Below are 20663 nucleotides of genomic sequence, written 5' to 3'. Positions count from 1 at the left end.
AAGCCGTCCTCTCGAGGAGTCGCATGACCCGCGCCCCGCACCGCTCCGTCGTTCGCCTCGGCGCCCTCGTCGGCGTCGCGGGAGCTCTCGGCCTCACCGCTTGCGCACCCGAGTCATCGGCCGGCGCGGCCGGCGGCGAGGAGTTCGCCGACGGCACGTACTCGGCCGAGGGCTCGTACTCGACGCCCGAGACGGTCGAGACGATCCTGGTGACGGTCACGCTCGCTGACGGCGTCATCGCCGACGTCGAGGTCGAGGGCTCGCCGCAGCGGCCGGAGTCGGAGCAGTATCAGGGCCAGTTCATCGGCGGCATCGCCGACGAGGTCGTGGGCAAGCCGATCGACGACCTCGTGGTGAGCCGCGTCGCGGGCTCGTCGCTCACGAGCGGCGGCTTCAATCAGGCGATCGAGCGCATCCGCGTCGAGGCCTCCGAGGCGGCGGGCTGAGCGGAGGCCCCGTGTCGGTGTGGCGCTTCGAAGCGATCGGCGCGCCGTGGGAGATCGAGACCTCCGCGCCGCTGCCCACCGCGGCGCGCAGCGCGGTCGAAGGCGTCATCGCGGAGTTCGACGCCGCATGGTCGCGCTTCCGCGACGATTCCCCCGTGGCGGCCCTCGCACGGGGTGCGGGGAGCGTCCCGGCGCCTCCTGACACGGCCGACCTCTTCGCGACGTACTCCGCACTGTCCGACGCGACGGACGGCGCGGTGAACCCGCTCGTCGGCGCCTCCCTCGAGAGCCTCGGCTACGACGCGTCTTACTCGTTCGCGGCATCCGGCCCCGTCTCCGCACCGGGGGACTGGCGCGATCGCGTGCGGTTCGACGGCGGTCGGCTGACCCTGGCCGAACCGGCGCTCATCGACGTCGGTGCGATCGGGAAGGGACGGCTCGTCGACCTCGTCGCCGCGATGGTGGCGCAGCACGTCCGGGGCGATGTGATCGTCGACGCGAGCGGCGATCTCGCCGTGCGAGGGAGATCGGTGCGCATCGGGCTGGAGCATCCGTTCGATCCGAACCGCGCGATCGGGGTGTGGACGGTGACGGATGCGGCGCTCTGCGCATCCGCGACGAACCGCCGCGCGTGGGGCGACGGCCTCCACCACGTGCTCGATGCGCGCACGGGCGAGCCGGTGCGCGCGGTCACCGCGACGTGGGCGGTCGCCCAGACGGCGATGCGGGCCGACGCGATCGCGACGGCGCTCTTCTTCGACGGGGGAGCGCGCCTCGCACACGAGTGGGGCGTGCAGTGGGTGCGCATGCTCACCGACGGGCGCGTCGAATGGTCACCCGGCTGCGGGGCCGAGGTGTTCCGCACGACCGCTAGCGTTGAACCGTGACCGACAGCTTCGCAGGGACCGTCGTCGCGGTGGCACGCGATGACGGCCATCGATTCAGCAAGCCGACCCGCGACAGCATCACCCTCATCGAAGGGATCGGGGTCGAGGGCGACGCCCACGCGGGCGCGACCGTGAAGCACCGCTCCCGCGTGCGCCGTGATCCGGATGCGCCGAATCTGCGTCAGGTGCACCTCATGCACTCGGAGCTGTTCGATTTCGTCGCCCGGCGCGGGCACGAGGTCTCGCCGGGCGAGCTCGGCGAGAACGTGACGACGTCGGGCATCGACCTGCTCGCTCTGCCTCGCGGCGCGCGCCTGACGCTCGGCGATGAGGCGGTCGTCGAGGTCACGGGGCTGCGCAATCCGTGCACGCAGATCAACGGCCTCTCCGCCGGGCTCATGAAGCAGCTCATCTACGTCGACGATGACGGCGAGACGAGGCGCCTCGCGGGTGTCATGTCGGTGGTGCTCCGCGGAGGCGTTGTGCGCCCGGGCGACGGCATCCGCGTCGCCCTTCCCGACGCGCCGCACGAGCCGCTTCCGGTGGTGTGACGGTGCCGGCGTGGCTCACCGCGGCGTGGAACCGCGTCTTCGCACTCCTCGGTCGCGTGTCGATGTACCGGCTCGTGCTGCTCGCACTCGCCGCGCTCGCCGCGATCGCCTTCGTGCTGTCGTTCTTCGGCCTCGTCGGTCCCGGTCCCGCTGAGCTGGTCGCGACTCTCGCGGTGCTCGTCGTGGTGTGCGGGGCGACGGATGCGGCGGCCCATGCCGTCCTCCGCCTGTCGTGGCGCCTCGAGTCGTCGCTCGTGACCGCCCACATCCTGCTGTTCGTACTGCGACCGACGCTCGAGATCGCGGGGCTCGCGGGCATCGCGATCGCCGGGGCCGCCGCGTCGCTGTCGAAGTACGTGCTCGCGTGGCGCGGGCGCCACATCTTCAATCCCGCGGCCGTCGGCGCCACCGTGCTCACGCTCCTCGCGCTCGCCGTCCCGGCGCTCGGAGCGTCGTCGTGGTGGGTCGGCACGCCCGCGCTCGCAGGACCGGTCATCGTGCTCGGCATCGCGGTGCTGTGGCGCACCGAGAAGCTGCGCATGGTGGCCCTGTTCGTCGTGATCGCCGTGGGCGTCGCGGTGCTGCGCACGTCTGCGCAGTACCAGTCGGCGGGGGTCCCGCTCGACTTCGCCCAGGTGTTCCAGCCCGTGCTGTGGTCGTCGCCTTTCCTCTTCCTCGGGGCGTTCATGCTGTCGGAGCCGCTGACGATGCCGCCACGCCGCTGGCAGCAGCTGACGGTCGCGGCGGTCGTCGGCGTGCTCGCGGGCTGGCCGATCGACCTCGGCGCGGTCAGCCTCGGCCAGGAGCGGGCGCTGCTCATCGGGAACATCGTGGCGTTCGCGTTCTCGGTGCGGTCGGCGGTGCGTCTCACGCTCCGGTCGCGCGAAGACGTGACGCCGACGGTGCGGCAGCTCACGTTCCAGGCGAAGCGCCGCGTGCGGTTCGAGCCCGGCCAGTACATCGAGCTCGACGTCCCCCACCGCCGCCCCGACGCGCGCGGCACGCGGCGCGAGTTCAGCATCGTCTCCGCGCCCGAAGACCTGCCCGAGCTGCGCATCGCGTTCCGCGAGAGCGCGGCGTCCGCGTCGCATCCGAGCTCGTACAAGCGCGCCCTCGCGCAGGTGACGGCTGGCAGCGACCTGGCCGTGACGGGCGTGTGGGGCGACTTCGTGCTGCCCAAGAAGACGCACGTGCCGCTGCTCATGGTCGCGGCGGGCATCGGCGTGACGCCGTTCGTCTCGCAGCTGCGCCACGCGCGTCTCGCGCACGAGGACCGCGACATCGTGCTCGTCTATGTGGCGTCGGATGCCTCCGAGCTCGCGTTCCGCGACGAGATCGAGGCCTCCGGCGTACCGGTCGTCGTGTTCACGCGCGATCGTCCCGAGGACCTGCCGCCGCATTGGACGTGGGCGCGTGGCGTGCGCCTCGACGCGGACGGCCTCATGCGGGTCGTGCCCGACCTGTCGGCGCGCCACGCGTTCGTGTCGGGACCGCCGGGGCTCATCGCCGACCTCGCGCCCGCGCTCGAACGTGCGCGCTCGATCACGACGGACGCGTTCAGCGGCTACTGACCTCGGCCGCGCGCACCTCCCGTCGCCCCGTCGTCTCGTCGTCTCGTCGTCTCGTCGTCGGCTTCTGGCTCGCGCTGTCGTTTCCGGCTCGCGCGGGCGTACAAATGGGGCGCGGATGCCGGAAACGACAGCGCGAGCGCCGAGGGACGCGTCACGAGGGGTCGGTGTGCGCGGAGGTGGCGGGCTGCGCGGAGGTGGCGGGCTGCGCGGGGTCAGACGGCTTCGCGGGCAGGCGCAGCTCGAACACGGTGTCGCCGGGCTCGCTGCGCACCGTGAGGGTTCCTCCGTGCGCGTTCGCGATCGCGCGCGCGATCGACAGGCCGAGGCCGGTCCCGCCGGTCTTGCGCGCGCGAGACCGGTCGGCGCGCGCGAACCGCTCGAAGAGCTCGTGCGCGATCGACGGATCGACACCGGGCCCGTCATCGTGCACGCGCAGCACGGCATCCGTGCCGTCGCGTTCGACGCCCACCGTCACGGTCGTTCCCGCGGGTGTGTGCGTCCCGGCGTTCGCGAGCAGGTTCGCGACCACCTGGCTCAGCCGCGCGGCGTCTCCCGCCACGACGACGGGGTCGTCGCCGACCGCGAGCTGCCACGTGTGGTCCGGGTGGGCGGCTCGGGCATCCGTCACCCCGTCGATCGCGAGGCGCGTGAGATCGACGGCTCCGTACACGAGCTCCTGGCCTTCGTCGAGTCGCGCGAGCAGCAGCAGATCCTCGACGAGGCGCGTCATGCGCAGCGACTGCGCCTGGATCCGCTCGAGTGACGTCTCGGTGGTCTCGCGTGCGCCGGGGGAGTCCTCGCGCTCGAGTGCGCGCAGCGAGAGTTCGGAGTAGCCGCGGATGGACGCGAGCGGCGTGCGCAGCTCGTGGCTCGCGTCGGCGACGAAGCGGCGCATCCGCTCCTCGTTCTGCTGTCGCGCGGCGAGCGAGCTGTCGACGTGGTCGAGCAGGGTGTTGAGGGCGCTGCCGACGCGACCGACCTCGGTGCGCGGATCGGCCTGGTCGGCCGGCACGCGCTCCGCGATCGACACCTCGCCCTGCGACAGCGGGAGTCGCGAGACGTCCTCCGCGGTGTCGGCGACGGCGCGCAGCGGCGCGAGCCCGGCGCGGATGACCCACGCGGTCGCGGTCCCGAGCACGAGGAGCCCGCCCGCGGTGAGCAGCCCGATGGTGACGAGCATGCGACCGATCGTGGCGGCGACCTCGTCGCGCGACAGGCCGACGAGGACGATCGACGGCCCCGCGGCCTCGCCCACGACACGGAACGTGCCGACGTCGTCGAGCGTCACGACGAGGGGGCCGTCGGCGCGAAGGCCCGACGCCAGCTCGCGGATCTGGTCGCCGGTGAGGGCGGTCACCGTGCCGTCCGCCTCGGTGACGGCGGCGGTCGGGCTCTCGGGCGGCGTCGCCACGGCGAGCAGGAGTCCCGGCTGCTGCGGATGCTGCCGCAGGATCTCCTCCGCGCTCAGCCCGCTCACGATGAGGGGTCGCGTGAGCGAGACGATGCGGGCCGTCGTCGCGGAGAGGCGGTTTGTGAGCCCCTCTTCGAGCACCGTGCCCAGGAGCGCGCTCGTCGCGACGCCCACGAGCACCATGATGAGCGACGTGATGGCCACGACCGTGACGATGAGGCGGCGCTGGAGAGTCCACGGCCGCCGCGCGGCGGTCATTGCGGAGCCTTGATCATATACCCGACGCCGCGCACGGTGTGGATGAGCGGCTCGCGGCCGGCGTCGATCTTCTTGCGCAGGTACGAGATGTAGAGCTCGACGATGCTGGAGCGTCCGCCGAAGTCGTAGTTCCACACGCGGTCGAGGATCTGCGCCTTCGAGACGACCCGGCGCTGGTTGCGCATGAGGTACCGCAGCAGTTCGAACTCCGTCGCGGTGAGCTCGATCTCGACGCCGTCCCGGATGACCTCGTGGCTGTCCTCGTTGAGCGACAGGTCGCCCACGCGCAGGATCGGCTCGGTGCCTGCGGCATGGGCGACGCCCGCGCGGCGCATGAGGCCGCGCAGGCGGGCGACGACCTCCTCGAGGCTGAAGGGCTTGGTGACGTAGTCGTCGCCGCCGGCGGTGAGCCCGGCGACGCGGTCGGCGACGGCGTCCTTCGCGGTGAGGAACAGCACCGGCACGTCGTCACCGCCCTGACGGAGCCGCTGCAGCACCGACATGCCGTCGAGGTCGGGCATCATGATGTCGAGCACCATCGCGTCGGGGCGGAACTCGCGGGCCGCCTGCAGCGCCTCGTAGCCCGACGCGGCCGTGCGCACCTCCCAGCCCTCCATCCGCAGCGCCATCGACAGGAGGTCGGTGAGCATCTGCTCGTCGTCGACCACGAGAACGCGCAGCGCGGTGCCGTCGGGGCGATGGAGGGCAGGGGTCGTCATGCCCCCATTGTGCGCGCGTACCTATGTGTTTCCTATGGAGAGGGCTATGTGCCGCCTGTGAGCGCCGGGCTCAGCGCGATCCGGCCGCCGCCGCATGCGCCGCCATCCGGTCGAACGCGGCGTCGAGGTCGTCGTCGACCACCTGCAGCTCGGGATGCGCGTCGTGGTGCGCGATGATCCGCCGTGCGCCCTCGTCGAACGTGACGGTCGTGCGGAAGTCGGGCGCGAGCGCCTTGACCTTCGCATTGTCGAACACCATCGAGTGGGCCTTGTCGCCGAGCAGGCCGGGTCCGAGGTCGGGCGCGAACGCGGCGACGGTCTCGGATGCCACGTGCACGAGCTGCGGGTCGGTCACGCCCGCGGCATCCGCGAGCCATCCGTAGATCTGGTTCCACGTCGGCGCGTGGTCGCCTGTGATGTGGAACGTCTCGCCGATCGCGTACGGGTTGCCCAGCAGCGCCGTGAACGCGACGGCGAAATCAGAACTATGCGTGAGCGTCCACAGGCTCGTGCCGTCGCCGTGCACGATGACGGGCTTCCCCGCGCGCATCCGGGCGATGTCGGTCCAGTGCCCCATCGTCGGCAGCAGCAGCTCGTCGTAGGTGTGCGACGGCCGGACGATCGTGATCGGCACTCCGCGCTCGCGGTACGCGCCCACGAGCAGATCCTCGCACGCGATCTTGTCGCGCGAGTACTGCCAGTACGGGTTGCGCAGCGGGGTCGACTCCGTCACGGGCAGGCGCTTGGGAGGGGTGTCGTACGCCGACGCCGAGCTGATGAACACGTACTGGCCCGTCCGCCCCTCGAACAGCTCGAGGTCGGCGCGCACGTGTTCGGGCGTGAAGGCGAGGAACTCGCACACGACGTCGAAAGTCTCGTCGCCGACGGCGGACCGCACGGCGACGGGATCGCGCACGTCGGCGCGGAGGACGCGGACGCCGTCCGGCAGCGGCCTTCGCCCTGTGCCGCGATTGAGGACCGTGACGTCGTGGCCGGCGTCGGTGGCCCGTGCGACGCACGCCGCGCTGATCGTGCCGGTGCCGCCGATGAAGAGGATGCGTGCTGTGCCCACGGATCGACCTTAGAACGTGTGACGATGCTCCGTCCGATTCGCTCACCGCGAACGGCCGCCGCCGTGTCGGTGGCCGGTCATAGTGTGACGCGCATGACCCTTGAACAGCTGCGTACAGAAGTCTCCGGGGCGGTCGTCACAGCGAGCGACCCCGAGTGGGACGACGCCCGTCGATTCCACTCCGGCATCGGTGAGCCGATGGCTGTCGTCTGCGTATCCAGCGTCGACGACGTTCGCGCCGCCATTCGGCTCGCACGGGCCGAACACCAGCCCGTCATGGTCAGGGGCGGCGGGCACAGCGCGTGGGGCGGCGTTCCCGGCGGTGTGACGATCGACATGTCGGCCCTCTCATCGATCACCGTCGAGGGCGATCTCGTCCACATCGGCGGGGGCGCGACGTGGGGCGCTGTCGCGGCCGAGCTCGCGAAGCACGGTCTGGCCATCAGCTCGGGCGACACCGCGTCGGTCGGCGTCGGCGGTCTCACCCTCGGCGGCGGCATCGGCCTCATGGTGCGCCAGTGGGGTCTCGCGGTCGACCAGCTCGTGGGCGCTCAACTTGTGACCGCGGCGGGCGATGTGGTGGAGGTGTCGGCGACGTCGCACCCCGACCTGTTCTGGGCGCTGCGCGGCGGCGGCGGGAACTTCGGCGTCGTCACGCGCTTCGACTTCCGCGCGCACCCGCTCGACGGCGTCGTATCCGCGACTCTCGCGATCGAGGGAGATCCGCGCCCCGTCCCCCGCGTGCTGCGCGATGTCCTCGCCGACGCCCCGCGCGCGCTCACGGTGACGTATTCGGACGTGCCGGCGATGGACCCGAACGCGCCCGCGGGCGCCTCGATCCAGGCTGTCTGGGTCGGTCGCGACGTCGATGGGGCGCGGGCGGCGCTCGCGCCCCTCATCGACCTCGACGGCGTGACTGTCGCCGAACTCGAGGCGCGTGACTACCCCGACATCCTCATGCAGATGCCTGCGGCCGAGCCCGACCAGCCGATGCCGGGCTTCGTCGGCGGCAACACGCTCCTGCGGATGCTCGACGACGAGGCGATCGACAAGCTCGTCTCCTTCCGCGAGGCGCACCCCGCATCCGTCGTGCTCCTGCGTTCACTGGGCGGCGCGTACGGCGATGTGGCGCAGGCCGACACGCCGTTCCCCGCACGTGATGCGACCTGGTTCGCGATGGCCGGCGCGTTCGACGTGCCCGGAATGCTCGATGACGCCGGCCGTGCGGCGGCGCAGGAGGCGTGGGACGCGATCGAGTCCCACGGGCAGGGTTCGTACGGCAACTTCACCGTGTCGACCGACCCGGCGTGGGTGACGCGCATGTACTCGCCCGACACGCTCGCACGTCTCGCGGCGATCAAGCGCGAGTGGGACCCGCAGAACATCTTCTGCCGCACCCACAACGTGGTCCCGGCGGCGGCCTGACGCGCGGGTGTGATGGTTCCGGTCCGTCCGCTGGATTCGGGCCGGAACCATCACCGTCACGGTCAGTGTGTGTCTTCTGCCTCGACCTCGGTGCGGTCGCCCGACCACAGCGTGTGGAACGTGCCCTCGCGGTCGACCCGCTTGTACGTGTGGGCGCCGAAGAAGTCGCGCTGACCCTGCACGAGGGCTGCCGGCAGACGGTCGGCGCGCAGGCCGTCGTAGTACGCGAGCGAGGAAGAGAACGCGGGCGACGGGATGCCCGCGGCCGCGGCCGTCGCGACGACACGGCGCCACGCACTCTGCGCGCGGGTGAGCGCGTCGACGAAGTACGGCGCCGTCAGCAGCACGGGCAGGTCGGGCTCGGCCGCGTACGCGTCGGCGATGCGGTTGAGGAACTGCGCGCGGATGATGCACCCCGCGCGCCAGATCTTCGACACGGCGCCGAGGTCGATCGACCAGTTGTAGCGCGCGGCACCCGCGCGGATCTCGTCGAAGCCCTGCGAGTACGCGACGATCTTCGACGCGTACAGTGCGAGGCGCACGTCCTCGACGAACGAGTCGACGTCATCGACCGAGAACGCCTCCTCCGGCCCGGGCAGGTCGTGCGACACCGCGCGCTGCTCGGGGTGGCTCGACAGCGACCGCGCGAACACCGCCTCGGCGATGCCCGACACCGGCACGCCCAGATCGAGCGCGGTCTGCACGGTCCACGCGCCCGTTCCCTTGGCGCCCGCCTGGTCGAGGATGACGTCCACGAGCGGCTTGCCGGTCGTCGCGTCGACCTGCCGCAGCACCTCGGCCGTGATCTCGATGAGGTAGGACTCCAGCTCCCCGCGGTTCCACTCCGCGAAGATGTCGGCGATCTCGGCGGGCGTCTTGCCCGTGCCGCGGCGGATGAGGTCGTACGCCTCGGCGATCAGCTGCATGTCGGCGTACTCGATGCCGTTGTGCACCATCTTGACGAAGTGGCCGGCGCCGTCGTGCCCGATGTGCGTGACGCACGGCTCGCCCTCGGCGACGGCGGCGATCGAGCGCAGGATCGGGCCGAGCGTGACCCATGACTCGTCCGGACCGCCGGGCATGAGCGACGGTCCGTGCAGCGCGCCCTCCTCACCGCCCGACACGCCCATGCCGACGAAGTTGAAGCCGCGCTCGCGCACGGCCTTCTCGCGGCGGATCGTGTCGGTGAACAGCGAGTTGCCGCCGTCCACGATGATGTCGCCCGGCTCGAAGACGCGCATGAGCTCGTCGATGACGGCGTCGGTCGCGGCGCCCGCCTTGACCATGATGATCGCGGTGCGCGGCCTCTTGAGCGACGCGGCGAACTCCTCGTACGAGTAGCCGGGAACGAAGCCCGCCTCGGGGTGCTCGGCGACGAGCGCGTCGGTCTTCTCGTGGCTTCGGTTGTATACAGCGACGGTGTTGCCCTCGCGGCTCGCGAGGTTGCGCGCGAGGTTCGACCCCATGACGGCCAGGCCCACGACGCCGATGTTGGCGACGGCGGCCTTCTCGGATGGAGCCTGCTCGCCTCCTTCCGGAGTCGGACGTGCGACGTCCTGCGGCTCGGGCGCGCCTTCATGCTCGGTCGCCGCTTCGTGCGGTGCCTGCGCGTCGTCGGTGGAGATCTGGGTGGGCTCGGCGGAATCGTTCGAAGACACGAGGGCTCCTAGGAGGGAACGGGATCGGCTTCCAGGCTAGCGGGGCCGGGGGCGCGCGGCATCCGTTGGGTTACGGTCGATGAATGGTCGAGGCGCGTGTCGTCGTGATGGGCCCCAGCGGTTCGGGCAAGTCGCTCATCGGCTCCCTGCTCGCGGAGCGCCTCGGCATCCGGTTCGTCGACGCCGATGATCTGCACCCCGCGACGAACGTCGCGAAGATGGCGGCCGGAGTGCCGCTCGACGACGCCGACCGGATGCCGTGGCTCGACGTCGTCGCGGTGAGGCTGCGCGACGAGCCCGGCGGAGCGGTCATCGCGTGCTCAGCGCTCGCGCGCCGCTACCGCGACCGCATCCGTCGGGCCGCCCCCGACGCGGTGTTCGTGGAGCTCGTCGTCGACGCCGGCGAGCTGGAACGACGGATGCGGCGCCGCACCCACTTCATGCCGGCCACGCTGCTCGACTCGCAGCTCGAGACGCTGGAGCACCTGTCGCACGACGAGTCCGGGTTCGGCGTCGACGGCGCGCTCGCGCCCGACGAGATCGTGCGCGTCGTGGCCGAGCGGCTCGGCTGATCCTCGCGGTGACGCGCGCGGCTGTGGGACACTGAGCCGCAACCGCCCGAACCCACGGAGGCCGCATGCGCGCCCGCCACGCCCTCGTCGTCTTCGCGCTGCTCGCGCTGACCGGGTGCGCCGCGCCCGCGCCCGCGACGAGTTCCAGCCCGATCGCCGAGTCCTCGCCGACCGCCGAGTCCTCCCCGACCTCGGATGCGGTCGCCGCGTCGTGTGCCGCGCCGACCACCGAGTCGACGGCGGGCGCCGCGCCCGTCATCGACTGCATCTACCCCGACCCCGAGGCGTACGTGCTGTGCACCAAGCGAACCCAGCGGCTTCCGCTGGAGCTGCGCTGGGCGACGGTCAACGCCGATCGCGTGTTCATCGCGTACGGCTCGCACGACGACGCCGAGCCGGTCGCGTTCACCGGCGCGCTGCCGCCCGTCGGGGTCTACGACGGCGGTGGCGAGCTGCGCCACGAATGCGCCGAGGTCGCCACCTCGTACACGATCACGGCGAAGGGCGAGGGCGGGATGACGTCGGAGGTCTTCCACCTCCAGACGCGGTTGCCCTGACCGTCACGCCGCGGGGTCGAAGCCCCTCAGTCCTTGCGGTAGGCCGCGCGGCCGATCGACCAGAACGCGAGCACCGTGCCGATCGTGCCGAGGGCGGCGATCGCGCCGACGATCCACAAGACAACGTGGGACAGGAAGCCGTACTCCATCGAATCCTCCGGGCGGTGGTGCTCCGCGGGAAGCGGAGGTGGGTCGCCCCTCATGCTAGCGGGAGGCGCCGGTCAAGGCGGCGTCGCCGCCCCTGGTAGACTCGAGGATTGAACTTCGGCGAGGGATGCCTGGAATCGCCCGCAGCGGCGGCAGGGGCATCCGTTATCGACGCGGTGATGCAGGCTCACGGCTTCCTCACGCGCTCGCGTTCGAGTTGAAAAGACCCCACATCAGGGCCCGTGGGCCCGCAAGGAGAATCCATCATGTCGACCGACACCGACACCAAGGTCAAGGCCGAGCTCCGCGAGAACTTCGGCAAGGGCTTCGCCCGCCGCCTCCGCGCCGCCGGCAAGATCCCCGCCGTCATCTACGGCCACGGCACCGACCCCGTGCACGTCGCCCTTCCGGGCCACCAGATGTCGCTGCTCGTCCGCCGCGCGAACGCGGTGCTCGAGCTCGACATCGCCGGCAAGGAGCAGCTCGCCCTCGTGAAGGACGTCCAGAAGGACCCGGTGCACCAGGTCATCGAGCACATCGACCTGCTCGTGGTCCGCAAGGGCGAGAAGGTCCAGGTGGACGTGCCCGTCGTCGTCCACGGCGAGCCGTTCCCCGGTACGATCGCGAACCTCGACGCGACGACCATCGCGCTCGAGGTCGAGGCGACCCACATCCCCGAGCACATCGAGGTCGACGTCGAGGGCCTCGAGGAAGGCACGCACATCACCGCCGCCGACCTCAAGCTTCCGTCCGGCGCGACGCTCGTTGCCGACCCCGAGACGCTCGTCGTCGCGATCTCGATCCCGGCTGCCACGATCGCCGCCGACGAGGAGATCGCCGAGGCCGACGCCGAGGTCGCGGCCGGGCAGGCCGAGGCCTCCGAAGAGGCTGCTCCCGCCGCGGAGGAGTCCGCTTCGGAGTGACCCGTCGCGCAGACGTTCGAAAAGGGGGTGCGGCTCGCCGCGCCCCCTTTTCGCGCACCCGGCGCGCGTTCGTCGGATGTCCGATGAGGCAGGATGTGAACCATGGCTGACGCGTGGCTGGTGGTCGGACTCGGCAACCCCGGTCCGCGATTCGAGCTGACGCGGCACAACGTCGGTCAGCTCGTCGTCGACGTGCTCGCCGAGCGCCGCGGCGAGACCTTCCGCACACATAAGGCGAACGCTCGGGTCGCCGAGACATGGCTGCGCCCGGGTGGACCGAAGCTCATCCTCGCGAAGCCGAACACGTTCATGAACGTGTCGGGCGGGGTCGTGGCGGGCCTCGCGAAGTTCTACGGCATCGACCCGGAGCGCGTGGTCGTCGTGCACGACGAGCTGGACATCCCCTTCGACACGATCAAGCTCAAGGCCGGCGGAGGACACGGCGGCCACAACGGCGTGCGCGACGTCGCGAAGGCGCTCGGCACGTCCGACTTCGCACGCGTTCGCGTGGGCATCGGCCGCCCGAACGGTCGGCAGGATCCCGCGGACTGGGTGCTCGATCCGTTCGGCGCCACTGAGCGCAAGAGCCTGCCGATGCTGCTGACCGACGCCGCAGACGCCGTCGAACAGCTCGTCGGCGAAGGGCTGCTGGCGGCCCAGCAGAAGCACCACGCGCCGCGCGTCTGAACCGTCGCCGAGCCGCTCGATCAGGTGACGCCGGCGCCTGCGGCGAGGCCCGCCGACAGGAAGATCACCACGGCGACCGCGAACACGAACGGTCCGATCGCCGACAGCACGACGGCGGCGATGCCCGCTCCGCGCCCGCGCTTCTTCGCGATCGCGACGATGCCCTGCACGAGCGCCCACACGCCGAACAGCGTGCCGAGCCAGAACGACACCTCGCCGAGCAGCACCCAGTCCCGCACGGGGACGAACACCAAGGGGTCGAACTGCGTGCTCGCGGGCCGACTCGCCTGCTCGGCGCCCACCCCCACACCGATCTGCCACGACGCGACGGATGCCGCGATCGGCGCCACCACGGCGGCGAGCAGTCCCGCGACGAGCGCGATCGTGCCGACGGGCGACGTCGGTCGGGCCGGGGTCGTCGCGTCCAGGGAGGTCCGAGGCGTGCGCGCCGCGGGGTGCGCATACGGCGGTGCCCACGCCGCGGCTGCCGGAGCCGGCGTCGGCGCGGGTGCGCCGTAGGGCGGCTGTCCGCCGGGGTGCGCGTATCCGGGCGAGCCGTAGCCCGGAGGAGGGGCGTAACCGGGGGGAGCGGCGTAGCCCGGGTGCGACGGCCGGCCAGGGCGGGCGGGCCCGCCCGGATAGGGCGGCTGACCGGGGTACGAGGACTGACCCGGGTGGCTCGGCAGGCCGGGATGGGCCGGCTGACCCGGATACGCGGATGCCGGCTGCCGCGGCTGCGCGCCCTGCGGCGGCTGCGCGCCCTGCGGCGGCTGCGCGGCCGCGTCGGGTGAGGCCGCTTGCCCGGGGACCGGCGGCGCCGGCCGCGGCGGGACATACGGCGGCACGGGTGCCGTCGGAGGGTTGTCGGCCGGGTCGCTCACGGTCACATCCTATGAGCCCGATGCCGTGCAGCGGAGAGCGTGGGGGAGGGGTCGCGTAGACTCGTTCGGTGACAGTTCCCGGGATCGTGCGCGCCCTCGAACAGGCTGAGCAGTTCCGGGAGGCCGTTGCCGCGGCCACCGGTTCGGGCTCGAAGCAGGCCGACTCGCCGGCATCCGCCGACGCCGACTTCTCGCTCGTCGACGGGCTCGACGCACCGTTGCTCGCCGCGCTCCTCGAGCGCCGCCGCGAGGCCGGTCTTCCGCCCGCGCTCCTCGTGATCGCGCCCACCGGTCGCCGCGCCGAGTCGCTCGGGCCCGCGCTCGAGGCGCTTGTGCCGGGCGCCGAGGTGCTGGCGTTCCCCGCGTGGGAGACGCTGCCGCACGAGCGTCTGAGCCCGAGCGCCGAGACGGTCGGCCGGCGTCTCGATGTGCTGCGCCGCATCGCGCGCTGGACGGGCGAGACGCCGCTCATCGTGACCGCGTCTGTGCGCGGGGCGATCCAGCCGCTCGCACCGGGCCTCGGCGATGAAGAGCCCGTGCGGCTCGTCGTGGGCGGCCGCGGGCACGACCTCTCCGAGATCTCCGCGCGACTCGTCGAGCTCGCCTACCACCGCGTCGACATGGTGTCGCGTCGCGGCGAGTTCGCGGTGCGCGGCGGCATCCTCGATGTCTTCTCGCCGATCGCCGACCACCCGTACCGCGTCGAGTTCTTCGGCGACGAAGTCGACGAGATCCGCGCGTTCTCCGTCGCCGACCAGCGCTCGCTGCCGGGGGCGGTGACCGAGGTCGAGCTCATCGCCGGCCGCGAGCTGCTGCTGACGCCCCGCGTGCGCGAGCGCGCACGCGAGCTGGTCGACCGGTTCCCCGGGGTCCGCGGCATCCTCGAGAAGATGGCCGAGGGCATTCCCGCCGAGGGCATGGAGTCGCTGCTGCCGGCCCTCGTCGACGGGCTCGTGACGCTCGCCGACTACCTGCCCGAGGGCGCGGCGGTCGGCGTCGTCGACCCCGAGCGCGCCGTGACACGCGCGCTCACGCTGAGCGAGACGAACCGCGAGTTCCTCGAAGCGGCGTGGAGCGCCGCAGCCGTCGGAGCCGAGACGCCGGTCGACCTCGGTGCGGGCGACTTCGTGACGCTGTCGCGCCTGCGCGAGGCCGCGCACGCGCGCGGTGCGTCGTGGTGGACGCTGAGCAGCTTCGACTCCGGGGCGGCGGATGCCGCAGCCGCCCTGCGCGAGGCCGAGGGGTCCGAGTACGAGGCCGATGCCGTGGCGCTCGAAGAGAGCTCGGCCGTGCGTGTGCCCGGTTCGGGCGTGCCGTCGTTCCACGGGAACGTCGACGGCGCCACGGAACACGTCGGGCAGTTGCTCTCCGACGGATGGCGCGTCGTGGTCGCCGCATCCGGTGTCGGCCTCGTCGAACGTGCCCGCGACGTGCTCGCCGACCGCGGCATCGCCGCGCGCAAGGTCGACGACGTGCTGCAACCGCCCGAGCCCGGCGTCGCGCACCTCGTCGTCGCACCCCTCGAGCGCGGGTTCCAGGCGCCCGACGCCAAGGTCGCCGTGCTCACCGAGGCCGAGTTCTACGGGCGCACGATCGGCAGCGACAACCGCGTCGTCAAGAAGCTCGCGTCGCGCCGTCGCAACGTCGTCGATCCGCTGCAGCTCAAGGCCGGGGACTACGTCGTCCACGCGACCCACGGCATCGGGAGATTCGTCGAGCTGACCCAGCGCGAGGTCTCGAGCGGCGGACGCAATCCGGTCAAGAGCGTGCGGGAGTACCTCGTGCTCGAATACGCACCGTCGAAGCGCGGATACCCCGGCGACAAGCTCTTCGTGCCGACCGACCAGCTCGATCTGCTCTCGAAGTACGTCGGCGGCGAGACGCCGACCCTCTCGAAGATGGGCGGCAGCGACTGGGCTCAGGCGAAGGGACGCGCGCGCAAGGCGGTGCGCGACATCGCCGTCGAGCTCGTGAAGCTCTACTCGGCGCGCATGGCCGCGAAGGGGCACGCGTTCGGGCCGGATACGCCGTGGCAGCGCGAGCTCGAAGAGGCGTTCCCGTTCGCCGAGACGCCCGACCAGCTCCAGACGATCGACGAGATCAAGGCCGACATGGAGAAGCCCATCCCGATGGACCGTCTGCTGTCGGGCGACGTCGGCTTCGGCAAGACCGAGGTCGCGGTGCGCGCGGCGTTCAAGGCGATCCAGGACGGCAAGCAGGTCGCGATGCTCGTGCCGACGACGCTGCTCGTGAAGCAGCACATCGAGACGTTCACCGAGCGGTTCGCCGGCTTCCCGGTCAAGGTGCGGCCGCTGTCGCGCTTCCAGACCGACAAGGAGGCCCGTGAGACGATCGCGGGGCTCGCCGACGGCACGGTCGACATGGTCATCGGCACGCACCGCATCCTCACCGAGAAGGTCACGTTCAAAGATCTGGGGCTGCTCATCATCGACGAGGAGCAGCGGTTCGGCGTCGAGCACAAGGACCAGTTGAAGAAGCTCAAGACCAACGTCGACATCCTCGCGATGAGCGCGACCCCGATCCCGCGCACGCTCGAGATGGCGGTGACCGGCATCCGTGAGATGTCGACCTTGCAGACACCGCCCGAGGACCGGCATCCGATCCTCACCTATGTCGGGCCGCGCAACGACAAGCAGATCGCGGCCGCGATCCGTCGCGAGCTGCTGCGCGAGGGCCAGGTCTTCTACGTGCACAACCGCGTGCAGTCGATCCAGCGCGTCGCGGCGCACCTCGCGGAGCTCGTGCCCGAGGCGCGCATCGCGGTCGCGCACGGGCAGATGGGCGAGCACCAGCTCGAGCAGGTGGTCGACGACTTCTGGGAGCGGCGGGCCGACGTGCTCGTGTGCACGACGATCGTCGAGACGGGCCTCGACATCTCGAACGCGAACACGATCATCATCGATCGCGCAGACAAGTACGGCCTCTCGCAGCTGCACCAGCTGCGCGGACGCGTCGGGCGCGCGCGCGAGCGCGCGTACGCGTACTTCCTGTACGACGAGAACAAGCCGCTGAGCGAGACCGCGGCGGACCGGCTCGAGACGATCGCGGTCAACAACGACCTCGGCAGCGGCATGCAGGTCGCGCTGAAAGACCTCGAGCTGCGCGGCGCGGGCAACTTGCTCGGCGCTGAGCAGGCCGGCCACATCGCGGGCGTCGGCTTCGATCTCTACCTGCGCATGATCGGCGAGGCCGTCGCGACGTTCCGCGGCGAAGAGACCGAGGGCCCGACCGAGCTCCGCCTCGAGCTGCCCGTGCAGGCGCGCATCCCCGAGGACTACATCGACAGCGAGCGCCTGCGACTCGAGGCGTACCAGAAGCTGTCGGCCGCGGCATCCGCCACCGCCCGTCAGCCCGACGGACAGGACGCGATCGATCTGGTGCTCGAGGAGCTGCGCGACCGCTACGGCGAACCGCCCACCGAGGTCGAGGGACTCATCGCCGTCGCGCGACTGCGGCGACGCGCCGCGCGCGCGGGGCTCTCGGACGTCGTCGCGATGGGCCCGAACCTGCGCATCGCCCCGGCGAACCTGCCCGACTCGATCCGCGTTCGGCTGCAGCGCCTGCACCCGAAGGCGAAGATCCTCGCGGGAGGCGAGGCGCTCGTCGTGCCGCTGCCGACGGCCGATGGCTCGCTCGTGGGCGACGCCGAGCTCATCGCGTGGGTCGGTCTGCTGCTCGACCAGCTGTTCCCCGAGCAGACGTCGGCGCCGGCGTCTGCCGCCGCGGGGGAGTGAGCGGCATCAGCCGCTGACGTGCGTCGTCACTCCCAGTGGGCGCCGCAGTCGCGGCACGAGAACTCCACCGCGCCGTCGGAGCGCACTTCATCGCCGCGTTCGAGTTCGAGCACGAACCAGCCCTGATCCACGACGCGCACGTCGGTCGAGGCGCACACGGGGCAGACCTCGGCGTCGCGCACGGGCGTCGCCGGCTGGTCGTTCCACGTTCTGGTCATGGCTCGACGGTAACTCCGGCGTGCGGCATCCGTTCTCGACGCCGCGGGCGTGTCGAGAACAGGCGGATGCAGCGGGACAGGGCCTCATCGGCGGAGTCGGCCCGTTCTCGGCGCCTCGTCCTGTTCTCGTGACGGGACGGGTGCCGTCAGATGACGCCCTGCGCGAGCATCGCGTGCGCGACCCGCTCGAAGCCTGCGGCGTTGGCGCCCACGACGTAGTCGCCCGGGCGCCCGTACCGCTCGGCCGCCTGGAACGCCGCATCGTGGACGTCGGCCATGATCGCGCGGAGCTTCGACTCGCTGTCGGCGAAGCTCCACCGCTGGCGCGACGCGTTCTGGCTCATCTCGAGAGCCGATGTGGCCACGCCGCCCGCGTTCGCGGCCTTGCCGGGACCGAAGAGGACGCCCGCGTCGTGGAAGGCCGCGATCGCGCCGGGCGTGGACGGCATGTTCGCGCCCTCGGCGACCGCGCGCACGCCGTTCGCGATGAGGGCCTTCGCGTCTTCCTCGTCGATCTCGTTCTGCGTGGCCGACGGGATCGCGACCTCGACCGGCACCTCCCACGGGCGGCGCCCCTCGACGAACCGCGCGCCGCGGCGGCGGGCGGCGTACTCCGAGATGCGGCCGCGCTCGACCTCCTTGATCTCGCGCAGGAGGCCCAGGTCGATGCCGGCGTCGTCGACGACGTAGCCGGACGAGTCGGATGCCGTCACCGGCACGCCCCCGAGCTGGTACGCCTTGTCGATCGCGTAGATCGCGACGTTGCCCGACCCCGACACCGCCACGCGGCGACCGGCGATCGACTGGTTGTGCACGCCGAGCATGTTCTGCACGAAGAAGACCGCGCCGTAGCCGGTCGCCTCGGTGCGGACCTCTGCGCCGCCCCACTGCACGCCCTTGCCCGTGAACATGCCGGACTCGTGGCGATTCGTGATCTTGCGGTACTGGCCGAACAGGTAGCCGATCTCGCGCGCGCCGACGCCGATGTCGCCCGCGGGGACGTCGGTGTGCTCGCCGAGGTGGCGGTAGAGCTCGTTCATGAACGACTGGCAGAAGCGCATGACCTCGGCGTCGGACCGGCCGTGCGGGTCGAAATCGCTGCCGCCCTTCGCGCCGCCGATGCCCTGGCCGGTGAGCGCGTTCTTGAAGATCTGCTCGAAGCCGAGGAACTTGATGATCGACAGATTGACCGACGGGTGGAACCGAAGGCCGCCCTTGTACGGTCCGAGCACCGACGAGAACTGCACGCGGAATCCGCGGTTGACCTGGAGCTTTCCGTTGTCGTCGACCCACGGCACGCGGAACATGATCTGGCGCTCGGGCTCGACCATGCGCTCCACGATCCCGCCGTCGACGAACTCGGGGTGACGCTCGAGCACCGGCACGATCGAATCGAGCACCTCGTGCACGGCCTGCTGGAACTCCGGCTCGTGCGGGTTTCGGGCTTGCACGGTCTCGAAGACCTCGCGGACGACGGGGGGCAGGGCGACGAGCGATTCAGTCACGGGGTGGAGCTTTCTGGTGGAGCGTTCGCGCCCGAACGGGCGCCGTTCGGAGCGATCCGAACCTGGCCACTTTACCTGTCCTACCCGGGTCGCTCGCGCGCGCGCTGAGCAGAGTGCTCACTCAGCGGCACGGCAGGGCGACGAGCTCTGGGCATTCCGTCAGGGATAACCGACGGGATGGCCTGCCGCCGCATGCGCTCGGCGCGGCGGCAAGCCATCCCAGGCGGGACTCGCCGGCGTCAGGCCGCGATCTCGACGGCCGCGTCGTCCCCGGTGAGATCGCGGATGCTGCGCGTCCCCTCCACGAGCATCCGGTAGACGCGCTCGTAGCGTTCGGCCATCACCGGGATGTCGAAGTCCGCGGCGGCGCGGCGTCGTGAGTCGGTCGGATCGAGCTCCTGCGCGCGGGCGATCGCGTCCGGCAGCTGCGCCTCGTCATCGACGATGAGACCCGTCACGCCGTCGGCGACCACCTCGGGAACGCTGCCGCGCCGCAGGGCGACGACGGGCGTGCCGCACGCCATCGCCTCGATCATCACCATGCCGAACGGCTCCTCCCACTGGATGGGGAAGACGAGCGCCTGCGCACCCGAGAGGAGTTCGCGCTTCAGGGACGCGTCGGCCTCTCCGACGTACTCGGCGTCGGGGCCGAGCAGAGGTGCGACGCGCTCTTCGTAGTAGCGCCGTTCGGGAGCCTCGTTGAGCTTGCCGGCGAGGATGATGCGCCGGCCGGCGGCACGCGCGGCCTCGATCGCGAGATCCGGAGCCTTCTGCGGGCTGAACCGCCCGAGCCACAGCACGTAGTCGTCCTTGGCGGCGCGGTACGGGAACGAGGACACGTCGATCGCGTTGTGGACGGTGCCGACCCAGTTCAGGTTCGGGTTGAGCCGCCGCTGCGCGTCCGAGATCGCGACGACGTCGACGCTCGAGCCCAGCTTCTCAAGGGAGAGCCCGTCCTCGCCGACGACCGGCCCGTGCGCCGTGACGACCGTCGGCTGGCGGCGTCCGCGAGCGAGGAGCGGCCCCGCGAGCGTGTGGTCGTGCACGAGGTCGACATCGGCTTCGGCGAGCACGCGCGCAGCCTCGGCGGCGGTCACGACCTCGGGAACAGGCTCACCGAGACGCTCGGTGGGCGGCACGTCGTAGACGCGGTGGTACTCGGTTGCCTTGGTGCGATGGGGGCCGGATGCCACGAGGACGACCTCGTGGCCGCGGTCGACGAGCCCGTCGACGAGCGACGCGACGACTGCCTCGGTGCCCCCGTAGCCGCGTGGCGGGAGCGCGAACCACGGCGGTGCGACCATGCCGATCCGCAACGGCGACCGCCGAGCCTCGGCCGTCGTCTTCGATTCGTCGGAGACCATCAGTTCAGACATGCAACCTCCTCTGACTGCGCCGACCCCGGCGCGGGCGACAAGAA

The 20663-nt window shown here is 71.5% G+C and carries 19 protein-coding genes; 10 read left to right on the top strand and 9 right to left on the bottom strand.

The window, feature by feature from the left end:
* Positions 1 to 23: 23 nt before the first annotated feature.
* The 4 genes from VNR19_RS07895 to VNR19_RS07880 all read left to right on the top strand — a co-directional run bounded on the left by VNR19_RS07895 (position 24) and on the right by VNR19_RS07880 (position 3455).
* The gene (locus VNR19_RS07895) at positions 24 to 446 is read left to right on the top strand and encodes an FMN-binding protein (RefSeq protein WP_325725567.1); all 423 of its coding nucleotides are present in this window, start codon (positions 24 to 26) and stop codon (positions 444 to 446) included.
* Positions 447 to 457: 11 nt separating this feature from the next.
* Positions 458 to 1333 (top strand): FAD:protein FMN transferase, encoded by an 876-nt coding sequence (locus VNR19_RS07890; RefSeq protein ID WP_325725565.1) that lies wholly within the window; start codon positions 458 to 460, stop codon positions 1331 to 1333.
* Entirely contained in the window at positions 1330 to 1884 is a 555-nt protein-coding gene (locus tag VNR19_RS07885; RefSeq protein WP_325725563.1) for an MOSC domain-containing protein, read from the top strand. The genes VNR19_RS07890 and VNR19_RS07885 overlap by 4 nt, the downstream gene beginning before the upstream one ends.
* A 62-nt stretch (positions 1885 to 1946) precedes the next feature.
* Positions 1947 to 3455: an FAD-dependent oxidoreductase gene (locus VNR19_RS07880; RefSeq protein ID WP_414684133.1), complete on the top strand. Its 1509-nt coding sequence runs from the start codon at positions 1947 to 1949 to the stop codon at positions 3453 to 3455.
* A 151-nt stretch (positions 3456 to 3606) separates the two neighbouring features.
* On the opposite strand, the gene VNR19_RS07875 is transcribed toward VNR19_RS07880, so the two are convergent.
* The 3 genes from VNR19_RS07875 to VNR19_RS07865 form a co-directional block, all read right to left on the bottom strand.
* Positions 3607 to 5124 (bottom strand): sensor histidine kinase, encoded by a 1518-nt coding sequence (locus tag VNR19_RS07875; RefSeq protein WP_325725559.1) that lies wholly within the window; start codon positions 5122 to 5124, stop codon positions 3607 to 3609.
* A complete protein-coding gene (locus VNR19_RS07870; protein WP_325725557.1) occupies positions 5121 to 5843 on the bottom strand; it encodes a response regulator transcription factor in 723 nt (240 codons plus the stop codon). The genes VNR19_RS07875 and VNR19_RS07870 overlap by 4 nt, the downstream gene beginning before the upstream one ends.
* 70 nt (positions 5844 to 5913) lie before the next feature.
* On the bottom strand, positions 5914 to 6915 hold the full coding sequence (locus tag VNR19_RS07865; protein ID WP_325725555.1) for an SDR family oxidoreductase: 1002 nt from the start codon (positions 6913 to 6915) through the stop codon (positions 5914 to 5916).
* Between the two features lie 93 nt (positions 6916 to 7008).
* Between VNR19_RS07865 and VNR19_RS07860 the strand changes: the two genes are divergently transcribed.
* A complete protein-coding gene (locus VNR19_RS07860) occupies positions 7009 to 8340 on the top strand; it encodes an FAD-binding oxidoreductase (protein ID WP_325725553.1) in 1332 nt (443 codons plus the stop codon).
* Positions 8341 to 8402: 62 nt separating this feature from the next.
* Here the strand turns inward: VNR19_RS07860 and gnd are convergent, their stop codons facing one another.
* The gene (gene gnd, locus VNR19_RS07855; protein ID WP_414684130.1) at positions 8403 to 9998 is read right to left on the bottom strand and encodes an NADP-dependent phosphogluconate dehydrogenase; all 1596 of its coding nucleotides are present in this window, start codon (positions 9996 to 9998) and stop codon (positions 8403 to 8405) included.
* Positions 9999 to 10081: 83 nt separating this feature from the next.
* On the opposite strand from gnd, the gene VNR19_RS07850 reads away from it, so the two are divergent.
* Positions 10082 to 10570 (top strand): gluconokinase, encoded by a 489-nt coding sequence (locus VNR19_RS07850; RefSeq protein WP_325725551.1) that lies wholly within the window; start codon positions 10082 to 10084, stop codon positions 10568 to 10570.
* A gap of 65 nt (positions 10571 to 10635) precedes the next feature.
* The gene (locus VNR19_RS07845; protein WP_325725549.1) at positions 10636 to 11127 is read left to right on the top strand and encodes a hypothetical protein; all 492 of its coding nucleotides are present in this window, start codon (positions 10636 to 10638) and stop codon (positions 11125 to 11127) included.
* Positions 11128 to 11153: 26 nt separating this feature from the next.
* On the opposite strand, the gene VNR19_RS07840 is transcribed toward VNR19_RS07845, so the two are convergent.
* The gene (locus tag VNR19_RS07840; protein ID WP_325725547.1) at positions 11154 to 11276 is read right to left on the bottom strand and encodes a hypothetical protein; all 123 of its coding nucleotides are present in this window, start codon (positions 11274 to 11276) and stop codon (positions 11154 to 11156) included.
* A 264-nt stretch (positions 11277 to 11540) separates the two neighbouring features.
* On the opposite strand from VNR19_RS07840, the gene VNR19_RS07835 reads away from it, so the two are divergent.
* A complete protein-coding gene (locus VNR19_RS07835; RefSeq protein ID WP_325725545.1) occupies positions 11541 to 12197 on the top strand; it encodes a 50S ribosomal protein L25/general stress protein Ctc in 657 nt (218 codons plus the stop codon).
* Positions 12198 to 12299: 102 nt separating this feature from the next.
* A complete protein-coding gene (pth, locus tag VNR19_RS07830) occupies positions 12300 to 12884 on the top strand; it encodes an aminoacyl-tRNA hydrolase (protein ID WP_325725543.1) in 585 nt (194 codons plus the stop codon).
* A gap of 20 nt (positions 12885 to 12904) precedes the next feature.
* Here pth and VNR19_RS07825 read toward each other — a convergent pair whose 3' ends face one another.
* Positions 12905 to 13765 (bottom strand): hypothetical protein, encoded by an 861-nt coding sequence (locus VNR19_RS07825; RefSeq protein ID WP_325725541.1) that lies wholly within the window; start codon positions 13763 to 13765, stop codon positions 12905 to 12907.
* Positions 13766 to 13833: 68 nt separating this feature from the next.
* Between VNR19_RS07825 and mfd the strand changes: the two genes are divergently transcribed.
* On the top strand, positions 13834 to 17520 hold the full coding sequence (mfd, locus tag VNR19_RS07820; protein ID WP_325725539.1) for a transcription-repair coupling factor: 3687 nt from the start codon (positions 13834 to 13836) through the stop codon (positions 17518 to 17520).
* Between the two features lie 26 nt (positions 17521 to 17546).
* Here the strand turns inward: mfd and VNR19_RS07815 are convergent, their stop codons facing one another.
* The 3 genes from VNR19_RS07815 to VNR19_RS07805 form a co-directional block, all read right to left on the bottom strand.
* Positions 17547 to 17738 carry a hypothetical protein gene (locus tag VNR19_RS07815; RefSeq protein ID WP_325725536.1) on the bottom strand — a complete coding sequence of 64 codons (192 nt, stop codon included), beginning with the start codon at positions 17736 to 17738 and terminating at the stop codon, positions 17547 to 17549.
* Between the two features lie 146 nt (positions 17739 to 17884).
* Positions 17885 to 19222 (bottom strand): NADP-specific glutamate dehydrogenase, encoded by a 1338-nt coding sequence (gdhA, locus tag VNR19_RS07810; protein ID WP_414684132.1) that lies wholly within the window; start codon positions 19220 to 19222, stop codon positions 17885 to 17887.
* Positions 19223 to 19482: 260 nt separating this feature from the next.
* A complete protein-coding gene (locus VNR19_RS07805) occupies positions 19483 to 20619 on the bottom strand; it encodes a glycosyltransferase family 4 protein (RefSeq protein ID WP_325725532.1) in 1137 nt (378 codons plus the stop codon).
* Between the last annotated feature and the right edge of the window lie 44 nt (positions 20620 to 20663).

The sequence above is a fragment of the Microbacterium sp. genome, from assembly GCF_035556355.1.
In the GTDB taxonomy this organism is placed as follows: domain Bacteria; phylum Actinomycetota; class Actinomycetes; order Actinomycetales; family Microbacteriaceae; genus Microbacterium.
The sequence above is the reverse complement of the archived record's forward strand: the minus strand, read 5'-3'. Positions and strand labels throughout refer to the sequence as shown.

Excerpts from the sequence above, each read along its gene's own strand:
- VNR19_RS07895 (WP_325725567.1), top strand. The coding sequence starts at position 24 with ATGACCCGCGCCCCGCACCGCTCCGTCGTTCGCCTCGGCGCCCTCGTC.
- VNR19_RS07870 (WP_325725557.1), bottom strand. The coding sequence starts at position 5,843 with ATGACGACCCCTGCCCTCCATCGCCCCGACGGCACCGCGCTGCGCGTT.
- VNR19_RS07815 (WP_325725536.1), bottom strand. The coding sequence starts at position 17,738 with ATGACCAGAACGTGGAACGACCAGCCGGCGACGCCCGTGCGCGACGCC.
- VNR19_RS07845 (WP_325725549.1), top strand. The coding sequence starts at position 10,636 with ATGCGCGCCCGCCACGCCCTCGTCGTCTTCGCGCTGCTCGCGCTGACC.
- VNR19_RS07880 (WP_414684133.1), top strand. The coding sequence starts at position 1,947 with ATGTACCGGCTCGTGCTGCTCGCACTCGCCGCGCTCGCCGCGATCGCC.
- VNR19_RS07875 (WP_325725559.1), bottom strand. The coding sequence starts at position 5,124 with ATGACCGCCGCGCGGCGGCCGTGGACTCTCCAGCGCCGCCTCATCGTC.
- VNR19_RS07850 (WP_325725551.1), top strand. The coding sequence starts at position 10,082 with ATGGTCGAGGCGCGTGTCGTCGTGATGGGCCCCAGCGGTTCGGGCAAG.
- VNR19_RS07835 (WP_325725545.1), top strand. The coding sequence starts at position 11,541 with ATGTCGACCGACACCGACACCAAGGTCAAGGCCGAGCTCCGCGAGAAC.
- pth (WP_325725543.1), top strand. The coding sequence starts at position 12,300 with ATGGCTGACGCGTGGCTGGTGGTCGGACTCGGCAACCCCGGTCCGCGA.
- VNR19_RS07805 (WP_325725532.1), bottom strand. The coding sequence starts at position 20,619 with ATGTCTGAACTGATGGTCTCCGACGAATCGAAGACGACGGCCGAGGCT.
- VNR19_RS07840 (WP_325725547.1), bottom strand. The coding sequence starts at position 11,276 with ATGGAGTACGGCTTCCTGTCCCACGTTGTCTTGTGGATCGTCGGCGCG.
- VNR19_RS07860 (WP_325725553.1), top strand. The coding sequence starts at position 7,009 with ATGACCCTTGAACAGCTGCGTACAGAAGTCTCCGGGGCGGTCGTCACA.